Source organism: uncultured Deefgea sp. (assembly GCF_947072475.1).
Lineage (GTDB): Bacteria > Pseudomonadota > Gammaproteobacteria > Burkholderiales > Chitinibacteraceae > Deefgea.
Map to the genome: position 1 here is coordinate 46,749 of NZ_CAMTIA010000018.1, position 10,569 is coordinate 57,317.

Annotated in this window: 10 protein-coding genes; 4 read left to right on the plus strand and 6 right to left on the minus strand. The window is 45.8% G+C overall.

Annotated features, from left to right (window positions below):
• Positions 1-3: 3 nt before the first annotated feature.
• The 4 genes from ileS (at position 4) to Q0V82_RS08190 (ending at position 6,175) form a co-directional block, all read left to right on the plus strand.
• Positions 4-2,883, plus strand: a complete 2,880-nt coding sequence (gene ileS, locus Q0V82_RS08175; protein WP_297574538.1) for an isoleucine--tRNA ligase — start codon at positions 4-6, stop codon at positions 2,881-2,883.
• Positions 2,876-3,358, plus strand: coding sequence for a signal peptidase II (gene lspA, locus Q0V82_RS08180; protein ID WP_297574540.1), 483 nt, complete (start codon positions 2,876-2,878; stop codon positions 3,356-3,358). Before ileS ends, lspA begins: the two co-directional genes overlap by 8 nt.
• On the plus strand, positions 3,355-4,284 hold the full coding sequence (ispH, locus tag Q0V82_RS08185) for a 4-hydroxy-3-methylbut-2-enyl diphosphate reductase (RefSeq protein WP_297574543.1): 930 nt from the start codon (positions 3,355-3,357) through the stop codon (positions 4,282-4,284). Before lspA ends, ispH begins: the two co-directional genes overlap by 4 nt.
• A 121-nt stretch (positions 4,285-4,405) precedes the next feature.
• Complete coding sequence (locus Q0V82_RS08190; RefSeq protein WP_297574545.1) at positions 4,406-6,175, plus strand: GGDEF domain-containing protein; 1,770 nt, start codon at positions 4,406-4,408, stop codon at positions 6,173-6,175.
• Positions 6,176-6,236: 61 nt separating this feature from the next.
• On the opposite strand, the gene rfaE1 is transcribed toward Q0V82_RS08190, so the two are convergent.
• From rfaE1 to Q0V82_RS08220, 6 genes are all read right to left on the minus strand, one after another.
• On the minus strand, positions 6,237-7,166 hold the full coding sequence (gene rfaE1 / locus Q0V82_RS08195) for a D-glycero-beta-D-manno-heptose-7-phosphate kinase (protein WP_297574547.1): 930 nt from the start codon (positions 7,164-7,166) through the stop codon (positions 6,237-6,239).
• A gap of 3 nt (positions 7,167-7,169) precedes the next feature.
• Positions 7,170-7,862, minus strand: coding sequence for an orotidine-5'-phosphate decarboxylase (gene pyrF / locus Q0V82_RS08200; RefSeq protein ID WP_297574549.1), 693 nt, complete (start codon positions 7,860-7,862; stop codon positions 7,170-7,172).
• A gap of 47 nt (positions 7,863-7,909) precedes the next feature.
• Positions 7,910-9,082, minus strand: coding sequence for a lipopolysaccharide assembly protein LapB (gene lapB, locus Q0V82_RS08205; protein ID WP_297574552.1), 1,173 nt, complete (start codon positions 9,080-9,082; stop codon positions 7,910-7,912).
• 18 nt (positions 9,083-9,100) lie between these two features.
• A complete protein-coding gene (locus Q0V82_RS08210) occupies positions 9,101-9,406 on the minus strand; it encodes a lipopolysaccharide assembly LapA domain-containing protein (protein WP_297574555.1) in 306 nt (101 codons plus the stop codon).
• Positions 9,407-9,528: 122 nt separating this feature from the next.
• Positions 9,529-9,813, minus strand: coding sequence for an integration host factor subunit beta (locus tag Q0V82_RS08215; protein WP_173534136.1), 285 nt, complete (start codon positions 9,811-9,813; stop codon positions 9,529-9,531).
• Positions 9,814-9,827: 14 nt separating this feature from the next.
• Positions 9,828-10,569: S1 RNA-binding domain-containing protein (locus tag Q0V82_RS08220; RefSeq protein ID WP_297574559.1), on the minus strand; the 742-nt coding region annotated here is incomplete at its 5' end.

Below are 10,569 nucleotides of genomic sequence, written 5' to 3' on the forward strand. Positions count from 1 at the left end.
ACTATGAGCAATAAACCTGCTAACAAATATCCAGTTAATTTATTGGATACGCCGTTTCCAATGCGTGGCGATTTAGCTAAACGCGAACCCGGCTTTTTAAAGCAATGGCAAGATGCCAAGATCTACCAGCAACTGCGTTTAGTGGCCAAAGAACAAAATCGCCCGAAATTTATTTTGCATGATGGCCCGCCTTACGCCAATGGCGACATTCATATTGGCCATGCAATGAATAAAATCTTAAAAGATATTATTTTAAAGTCTAAATCACTCAGCGGTTTTGATACGCCTTACGTCCCCGGCTGGGATTGTCATGGCATGCCAATTGAGCATCAAATTGAAAAATTGGTAAAGTCCGACAAAGATGCCATTAAAGCCAATCCGGCAATTCACGCGCAAATTGTGGCGTATCGTAAAGCCAATGGCTTGGATGAAAAAGAAATCCATTTACCAAGCTCGTTTATTCGCGAATTGTGCCGTGAATATGCGGCCATTCAAATTGAACGACAAAAAGTTGATTTTATTCGTTTGGGCGTACTCGCCGATTGGGAAAACCCATACCTGACGATGAATTTCAAAACTGAAGCCGACATTGTGCGCACAATGGGCAAAATTCATCACAATGGTTATTTGGTTAAAGGCCAAAAGCCGGTGCATTGGTGTGTCGACTGTGGCTCGGCTTTGGCTGAAGCTGAAGTTGAATATGAAGACAAAGTATCAGCAGCGATTGATGTGGCCTTCCAAGTGGTCGATATGGCGGCCCTGTCTGCTGCCTTTGGTGGCGTCAATGTGGGCGAACAAACCGCGAGCGCGGTGATTTGGACCACTACGCCTTGGACTTTGCCTGCCAATCAAGCGGTTTCGGTACACCCAGAATTCACTTACGATCTGATTGCCACTGAAAAAGGCTTGCTGATCTTAGTGCGTGAGTTGGCTGAAGCGGCATTAAAACGTTATGACATTGATGCCAATGAAGTGATTGCACAAGCCAAAGGTGAAGCGCTCAATGGTTTGTTATTACAGCATCCATTCTTAGCCCGCCAAGTACCGATCATCTGCGGCGAGCATGTAACTGCGGATGCCGGTACCGGCTTAGTGCACACTGCGCCAGCGCATGGACTAGAAGACTATCAAGTCGGTCTTAAATATAAATTAGCGGTTGATAATCCGGTGGCTAACGATGGTCGTTACATCTCTACGGCGGAATTTTTTGCCGGTGAAACCGTTTGGAAAGCCAACCCGAAGGTGGTTGCCTTACTGGAAGAGCGCGGTGCTCTGCTGGCTAACAAAAAACTAGAACATAGCTATCCGCATTGCTGGCGTCACAAAACACCGCTGATTTTCCGTGCCACGACGCAATGGTTTATTGGCATGGATAAAAAAGTCGGCAATGAAACCTTACGCGACAAAGCCAATCGTGCGGTCGATGCCACCGAGTTCTTCCCTGCTTGGGGTCGAGCACGCCTCGAGGCAATGATTAAAAACAGCCCTGATTGGTGTGTATCACGTCAACGCACGTGGGGCGTGCCGATGACGTTCTTTATTCATAAAGAAACCGCCGAACTGCATCCACGTTCGACTGAGTTGCTCGAAGAAGTTGCCAAACGCATTGAACAAGAAGGTATTGAAGCTTGGTTTAAGCTCGATGCGACCGAATTGCTGGGTGATGATGCTGCGCATTATGAAAAACTTAAAGACACCATCGATGTTTGGTTTGACTCGGGCTCAACGCACTTTGCCGTCATTGAGCAACGTGAAGAGCTCAACCATGGCGACGCAAATCGCCCTGCTGCCGATTTGTATTTAGAGGGTTCAGATCAGCACCGAGGTTGGTTCCAATCGTCGCTAAAAACCGCTTGCGCCACAGTCGGGCACGCGCCGTACAAACAATTGTTAACGCATGGTTTTGTGGTCGATGGTAAAGGCATGAAAATGTCAAAATCCAAAGGTAACGTCGTTGCACCGCAGCAAGTGATTAATCAAATGGGCGCCGATATGTTGCGCCTGTGGACGGCGAGTACCGATTATTCCGGTGAGGTGTCGATTTCAGATGAGATCTTAAAACGCACCACCGACTCATATCGCCGTGTTCGCAATACCTTGCGTTTCTTGTTGGCTAATTTATCTGACTTTACACCGCAAGATCGTTTGCCAGTCAGTGAACTACTGACATTAGATCGTTACGCTTTAGTTGAGTTGGCCAAATTCCAGCACAACTTAACGGCGTTTTATGACAAGTATGAGTTCCATCTGGGTGTGCAAGAAATTCATCGCTATTGCGCCGATGAATTGGGTGCTTTCTACCTCGATATTATTAAAGATCGACTGTATACGATGGCAGCCGGCTCACATGGCCGCCGTTCAGCACAAACCACCCTGTGGTATATCACACAAGCATTAGTACGTTTGCTCTCACCGATCTTGTCATTTACCGCTCATGAAGCTTGGGATGTACTGAAAAACGAAGGTAATGTCTTTGTGGGTGAATGGTTAGCACTGCCAGAAATTCATGATGCCGACACGCTACAAGCAGCGTTTGCTTTGATTCGTGAAGTGCGTGCCAGCGCACAAAAAGACATCGAACTGCAGCGCGCTGAAGGCATTCTGGGTTCGAGCTTACAAGCGGAAGTGACCATTCATGCGCAAGGCGAAGTATTTCAAGCGCTTGAATCTTTGGGCGATGAGCTGAAATTCATCATGATTACCTCGCAAGCCCACATCCTACCCGGCACCCCGGCGATTGAAGTGGCTGCGGCAACAGCAGAAAAATGTGAGCGTTGCTGGCACTACCATCCAAGCGTAGGCACGATTGCAGCACATCCAACGCTGTGTACTCGTTGCGATTGCAATTTGCATGCTGCCGGAGAGACGCGTCAACATGCCTAAGCGTTTTGTGCAATTTATATTGTTGGCTTTGGTGGTTTTATCTTTAGATCAAATCACCAAACATGCTGCCGAGGCGGCGTTTCAGTACGCTGAAATTTTAACGGTGATTCCTGGCTTTTTTGACTTAACGCTGAGATATAACCCCGGTGCCGCTTTTTCATTTTTGGCGGATGCCGGCGGCTGGCAGCGCTACTTTTTTACCGGCTTAGCACTCATTGTGTCGGTGGTTTTGGTTTTTTTAATCAAAAAACATCATGCTGAAACCCGCTATGCGCTGGCCTTGGCTTTAATTTTGGGCGGCGCTTTAGGCAATGCCATTGACCGTATGGTGTTTGGTCATGTGATTGATTTTTTGCTATTTCATTGGAAAAACCAGTGGTATTACCCCGCATTTAATCTCGCAGACGCTGCAATCTGCATCGGTGCAGTCTTAATGGTGATTGATAGCTTTAAAAAACCTGAGAAAACCTTATGAGTATGAATATCATTTTGGCGCAGCCACGTGGTTTTTGCGCTGGCGTTGATCGTGCGATTGCCATTGTTGAAAAAGCCTTAGAGAAATATGGTGCACCGATTTATGTGCGCCATGAGGTGGTGCACAATAAATTTGTGATTGAAGATCTAAAAGCCAAAGGCGCGATTTTTATTGAAGATTTATGCGATGTACCGAGTGGCAACACGCTTATTTTTTCCGCGCATGGCGTTTCGCAAGCGGTGCGCGCTGAAGCGGCTGAGCGCGGTTTAACTATTTATGATGCCACCTGCCCTTTAGTGACCAAAGTGCATTTGGAAGTCAAACGTTTGCGCGAGCAAGGTTTTGAAATCGTGATGATTGGCCATAAAGGCCACCCAGAAGTGGAAGGGACAATGGGCCAAGCCCAATCGGGGATGTATTTAGTCGAAGAACCTGGCGACGTGGCTCATTTACAAGTGAACGATGCCAGCAAGTTGGCCTATGTGACGCAAACCACTTTGTCGGTGGATGATGCTCAAGTGGTGATTGCAGCATTGCGCACACGTTTTGCGGATATCGTCGGCCCTAAAAAAGACGATATTTGCTATGCAACACAAAACCGCCAAGATGCAGTCAAACAACTGGCGCGTGATGTGGATATTTTAATTGTGGTTGGCTCGCCCAATAGCTCAAACTCGAATCGCTTGCGTGAAGTGGGCGCTAGTTTGGGGATTGATGCCTATATGGTGGACAATGAAACTGAACTCAATGCCGCTTGGTTTCAGCAAAAAAAGAAAGTCGGCATTACCGCTGGTGCCTCAGCGCCCGACGTTTTAGTACAACAGGTCATCGCTAAAATCAAAAGTTTTGGCGCGGATTCAGTCGTGGCAATGGATGGGATTGAGGAGAATGTGATTTTCTCTTTGCCAAAAGGTTTGCTGTCTTAAGCGGGATTTGCTACTTAAAATGCAAAACGCCGCGATTTTCGTGGCGTTTTGTTATTTAAGTTGTGGAGCATCACAATCGCTCAACTATAATGCCTTCACCTCTCGCGGCTAGAATCGACCAATGACCAAGCTCACCAATCCGACTGAAATCGCCCGTGAAACGCTAAAGCAACTGGCTGTTCGGCGCATATTGCCTTCGCCAGATCACTACGAAGCGATTTATCACGAAATAGCGCAAACCCCAGACGATGCTCGCCTACACCCAGGACTTAAAGAGTTAGTCGCTGCATTTGAGGCGCTACCGATTCAATCCCCGGCGTTAAGTCGGCAAATCAACCAAATTCGCACCTCAATTAGTACCGAAAAATGGGGCGAGCTGCCAGAGCAAATATTTCGCATTATCAATAGCCAAAGTGGCCAAACCGAACTGACCAAAACATGGTCTGATTTGATTCGTGAATTGATTTTACAGTGGGATTTACGCAATCCAAGCTATACGCCGAGTCGAAAAAAAGATGCACTTGAAAAAGTCTTGCTCAATTTCAAACAAGACAGCAATGTTTTGAATGAAAAACTGAGTGGCTTAGTGAACTCTTGGGCGGAAACGGGCGTTGCGGGTATCGGCTCGATGATCGAACCAGCTACTAATGTAGAAAATACCGCCAGCAGCAGTTCCGACAACCCGGACATGCGTTGGCAAGAATGGCGCGATGCATTTACGCAAGCCTTAGAGTTCGGACTATCGGCACGCTTGCTACATAATCCAGACTTACAAGCCGAAACCAGCGCCATCGCCCAAGAAGCCAAGGCGGTAGATAATCCTGCATCCATGGAAAAATGGCTGCCTCGGTTAAGAAAATTTTGGCTCAAACTTGAATTAGAAAACGATAATGAGCAACGTTTATGCGATGGGCTGATGGGTTTGCTCAGGCTACTGACTGATAATATCGCGTCAATTGTCATTGATGATGATTGGGTGCGAGGGCAAATTGCCGTTGTGCAGCACATCATGGCCCAGCCTCTCGATATGCGGGTGATTTATGATGCCGAAATGGGGCTTAAAGAAGTTTTATTTAAACAAAGTCAGGTAAAGCACAGTTTAGTAGAAGCACAGACCGTACTCAAAACCATGCTGACTTCTTTTATTGATCGACTGGGTGTGATGTCAGAAAGTACCGACAAATATCACGACAAAATCAATCAATATGCTGAAAAAATTGACTCCGCAAATGATTTAACCAGCATTCGGCATGTCATGGAGGATCTGCTGCTGGATACTCGAAGCATGCAATTGGACGTACAGCGCTCAAGAGATGATTTATTTAATGCGCGAAAACAAGCCGATGAAGCCCACAGTCGAGTGATTGAATTGGAGCAAGAACTCAGCTCGCTCAGCGACAAAGTGCGGTCAGATCAACTCACCGGGGCTTTAAATCGTCGTGGTTTAGAAGAGGCTTACGAAGTAGAGGCCGCCAGAGCAGTGCGTAATGCCTCTCCCTTGAGCATCGCACTATTAGATATCGACAATTTCAAAAAACTCAATGACACACAAGGCCATGCCGTCGGCGATAGAGCCTTGGTGCATTTAGTCCAAGTGGTTAAAGATTTGGTGCGCCCGACCGATAGCGTGGCTCGGTATGGTGGCGAAGAATTTATTGTGCTGATGCCGGATACGGATTTAGAGGCGGGGGTGCAAGTCATGCAAAGGGTGCAGCGTGAATTGACTCGACGCTTTTTTACGCATAACAATGAAAAGGTATTGATTACCTTTAGTGCTGGCGTGGCGCTGTTTCATACAGAAGATACTCGTGATGCGGTGATTGAGCGCGCCGATCAAGCAATGTATATCGCAAAAAAATCAGGTAAAAACCGGGTAGAAACGATGGACTAAATAGAGGTATTGCTTGCAAGCACTTTAGGATTAAAGCATTGCAAGCAATACCTAGAGATAACTAGCTAAATAGCTCTGCGTGCGTCGCGACGGCCGTTCCTAATTTGGCAACAACAATCCCTGCCGCACGATTTGACCAATCCATAGCTTCAGGTAAATCCAATCCTGCGGCCAACATGAGTCCCATCGTAGCAATCACCGTGTCACCGGCACCCGAAACATCAAATACCTCTCGCGCTTGGGTTGGCTTATGCACCACTTGCCCCTCTCGAAATAAAGTCATCCCCTCTTCACTGCGCGTCACGAGCAAGGCATCTAAGTTAAATTTCGTTCTTAATTGATTCGCTTTGTCGATTAAATCCGCTTCATTACTCCACTTACCAGCAACTTGTTTGAATTCACTACGGTTGGGTGTAAGTAGTGTTGCGCCACGATATGCCTCGTACTCATCCCCTTTGGGATCCACTAAGACCGGCTTATTCATCGCGCGTGCGGCCAAAATCATTTGTTGCACATGGATCAAACTGCCTTTGCCGTAGTCCGACAAAATAACCACATCGCAGTCAAGTAATGAAGCTTTAAAATCATCGAGTTTGGCCGCTAAAATTTCATGGCTAGGGGTGTTTTCAAAGTCGATACGGAGTAATTGCTGTTGTCTGGCCAATACCCGCAATTTTACCGTGGTGGAGATTTCAGCATCCCGGTGCAATATAGTTTCAACTCCTTGCGCAATAAGTAGCCGCTCAAGGCTAGTGCCCGCTTCATCATCCCCAACGACCGATAGTAATTTTGCTTTTCCACCTAATGCGACCACATTCCGTGCAACATTCGCCGCCCCCCCCGCACGCTCATCCGTTTTGGTGATCCGAGCGACAGGGACTGGTGCTTCTGGTGAAATTCGTTCGACATCACCAAACCAGTAACGGTCTAGCATTACATCGCCAACCACGAGCACCTTGGCATGTTTAATTCGTTCAATCAACGTTTGCATGACTTACACCAACTCTGCGTTAATTTGCTGCAAAGTTAAAATCGGATCGATACTTTGGGTGATTGGTCGGCCAATGACTAGATAATCTGAGCCAGCTTGCATCGCTGATTTTGGTGTCATGATCCGTGTTTGGTCATTACTATCACTACCCACAGGACGTATGCCGGGCGTAATAAGCTTAAAGTCTGCGCCACAAATTTGCTTTAGTTGGCTGGCTTCTTGTGCCGAACAAACCACACCATCTAGACCACATGATTGTGCTAACTTAGCCAGTCGTTCAACTTGTATTGCAGGCGCAGGCAAACCCATTTCAGCCAATTCTTCTGCACCCATGCTGGTTAAAACAGTGACGGCGATTAACAGCGGTCGATGTGGTAGCGCTTCAAGTGCATCTTTTGTCGTTTCTAGCATTTTACGACCACCAGATGCATGTACATTGACCATCCATACACCCAAACTTGCCGCAACTTTACACGCCTGAGCTACTGTGTGTGGAATGTCGTGAAATTTCAAATCTAAAAATACATCAAACCCACGAGCAACCAGCTGCTCAACCAAGGCTGGCCCCGATGCGGTAAACAACTCTTTACCGACTTTTAGCCGGCATAAGCTTGGATTGACGCGATCAGCAAAAGCTAAGGCTGCAGCAGCACTTGAAAAATCGAGAGCGACAATAACGCGTGGATCAAAATTCATAATTATTCCTATCAAGCTATATATCTAATAAGTATTACTGCCATCAATTACACCACTGAACGACTTTTCCCTCGAACGGGAGCATATGTTTCCCACTGGTTGCAGCCCGGACAATGCCAGAAAAATTGACGGGTTTTAAAACCACATTCACTGCAGTAATACATGCTGTAACTACGGGTATTGTCGTGCAGTAGCTTACCGATGACTTCCAGCTCAGACTTTTGATCCGCAGGCGCGACCAACAAATGAGCATCTAATAATTTTTTTAGCCCAGGCATACTTGGATGTTCACGCAAGCGTTCGCGAACAAAATCATAGGCAGCATCAATGCCTGTAGTCGCTAATAATTGTTCATAGATCAGATCGACGACATCTAGTTCTGGATACTGCTGAACATAGCGAATTAATAATGCAATGCCATCATCAAGTTGATTTTTGCTGTGATAGGCTGAAATAAGATGTCTTGCTGCGAGCGCTAAATAATGAATATCTTGGGCTGGCATTTTAAGCCAATGCTCAATTGCATCATCTGGCCGCGCTTCTGATAGCGCAATTTCACCCAACATTAAGCGCGCACGAGCGCTATGTCGATGCTCTTTCAATGCAAGATTGAGCTCGTTAATCGCTTTCTCATTTTGATTTCGAATTAAGCTTTCTGTTGCCAGTTCACAATAAAATTGGGCAATTTCATGCTGAAAACTATTACTTTCATCTCGGAGTAACTCCGCTGTTGCAATGGCTTTTTGCCACTCATGCTCTTGCTGATAAATCGCTAATAATTCTATCCGTGCTAAACGCGCAGAATCTGTATTTGATAAGTCATGTAGGATTTTTTCTGCCCGATCAAATAATCCAGATTTAATAAAATCAATCGCTAAATCAAGTTGCGATTGCTGTCTTTGTGATGCACTTAAATCGCGACGAGATAATATTTTTTGGTGCATGCGAATTGCACGCTCAAGCTCCCCTCGACGACGAAATAACTGCCCTAATGTAACTTGGAGTTCAATTGTTTCTGAATGATTCTTTGCTATCTCTATATAGATATCAATTGCTTTATTCATTTCTCCTGCTAATAAATGATTAACCGCTTTGAAATAAGCGATCGGCAAAGAATGACTTTCGGCAATAACGTGCTTAATGTCGACGCGAGCGGCCAACCAACCCGCACCAAAGAAAATAGGTAGGATGGCTAGCCACCAGAATTGGATTTCAATCATTTATAAACGCTTTAAAAATTAAAGGGCATCACGTGGAGGTTCAATTGCAACTGAAGGAGCTACGGCAGCAATATCATTAATGGGTTGGCGTTTTTCTTTACGCAAAGCAACTAACTCGCGTCGTAACCGAACAACCTGACCTAGGCTGGCTAAAAGACCAATTGCAGCGCCAGAAACAAAAAAAACCAATAAAATCAATGCCAGTGGCGCATGCCAAGTATAATTAAAGAAAAAATTCAATGTCACTGGATTTGCATTATGCATTGCAAAACCAAATAGCATAACAAAGGCTGTAAATTTAACTGCCCAAAATAAATATCGCATTATATTAAACCTCCAGTTTTTGATATTGTAGCTTAATTACGCTTTGTTTTTTTGGTTTAAGTACCTAACAAAAAGGCGACACTCGAAAGTGTCGCCTTTTTTAGGTCGCAATGAATTAGGAATTACGCATCAATATCAACACGTTCTCGTAATTCTTTGCCCGCTTTAAAGTGTGGAACAAATTTTTCCGGAACGGACACTTTGGTGCCCGACTTTGGATTTCGTCCAGTCCTTGGCGGGCGATAGTTCAGGTCAAAGCTGCCAAATCCACGAATTTCGATACGTTGGCCTTGCGAAAGGCTGCGTGCCATCGCATCAAGTATCGTTTTTACGGCTAACTCTGCGTCTTTTGCTACCAACTGCGGATAACGAGCAGCAAGTTTCGCAATGAGTTCTGATTTGGTCATTCTAGCAAATACCCTTACTCAGCAGAGCCTGACAATTTTGCTTTCAACAATGCGCCAAGACTCGTCATGCCGGCACTGTCATCAGCTGCCGAAATTTTGCTCATTGCTTCGCTTTGCTCGGCTTGATCTTTCGCTTTGATCGACAAGTTGATCGAACGGTTTTTGCGGTCAACATTAATGATGACAGCTTCAACTTCGTCGCCTTCTTTTAGAACAGTGCGGATATCTTCAACACGGTCACGCGAAACTTCAGTCGAGCGCAAGTAGCCTTCTACATCATCCGACAAGGCAATTGTTGCGCCTTTAGCGTCGAGTGATTTAACAGTGCCCTTAACGATCGCGCCTTTGTCAGACGTAGAAACGTAGTTGTTGAATGGATCACCTTCCATTTGTTTGATGCCGAGGCTGATGCGCTCTTTTTCAACATCAATAGAAAGAACCATTGCTTCAACTTCGTCGCCTTTCTTGAAGTTGCGAACTGCTTCTTCACCAGCAACGTGCCAAGACAAGTCAGACAAGTGAACCAGACCGTCGATACCGCCAGCCAAGCCAACAAACACACCGAAGTCAGTGATCGATTTGATCGCGCCTTTGAGTTTGTCGCCTTTCTTGAAGTTTTCTGCGAAATCATCCCATGGATTAGCCATGCATTGTTTCATGCCGAGGCTGATACGACGTTTGTCTTCGTCGATATCCAAGATCATCACTTCAACTTCATCACCTAAAGAAACAACTTTAGATGGGTGAACGTTCTTG

Excerpts from the sequence above, each read along its gene's own strand:
- lapB (WP_297574552.1), bottom strand. The coding sequence starts at position 9,082 with ATGATTGAAATCCAATTCTGGTGGCTAGCCATCCTACCTATTTTCTTT.
- lspA (WP_297574540.1), top strand. The coding sequence starts at position 2,876 with ATGCCTAAGCGTTTTGTGCAATTTATATTGTTGGCTTTGGTGGTTTTA.
- ileS (WP_297574538.1), top strand. The coding sequence starts at position 4 with ATGAGCAATAAACCTGCTAACAAATATCCAGTTAATTTATTGGATACG.
- Q0V82_RS08210 (WP_297574555.1), bottom strand. The coding sequence starts at position 9,406 with ATGCGATATTTATTTTGGGCAGTTAAATTTACAGCCTTTGTTATGCTA.
- Q0V82_RS08190 (WP_297574545.1), top strand. The coding sequence starts at position 4,406 with ATGACCAAGCTCACCAATCCGACTGAAATCGCCCGTGAAACGCTAAAG.
- ispH (WP_297574543.1), top strand. The coding sequence starts at position 3,355 with ATGAGTATGAATATCATTTTGGCGCAGCCACGTGGTTTTTGCGCTGGC.
- pyrF (WP_297574549.1), bottom strand. The coding sequence starts at position 7,862 with ATGAATTTTGATCCACGCGTTATTGTCGCTCTCGATTTTTCAAGTGCT.
- Q0V82_RS08215 (WP_173534136.1), bottom strand. The coding sequence starts at position 9,813 with ATGACCAAATCAGAACTCATTGCGAAACTTGCTGCTCGTTATCCGCAG.
- rfaE1 (WP_297574547.1), bottom strand. The coding sequence starts at position 7,166 with ATGCAAACGTTGATTGAACGAATTAAACATGCCAAGGTGCTCGTGGTT.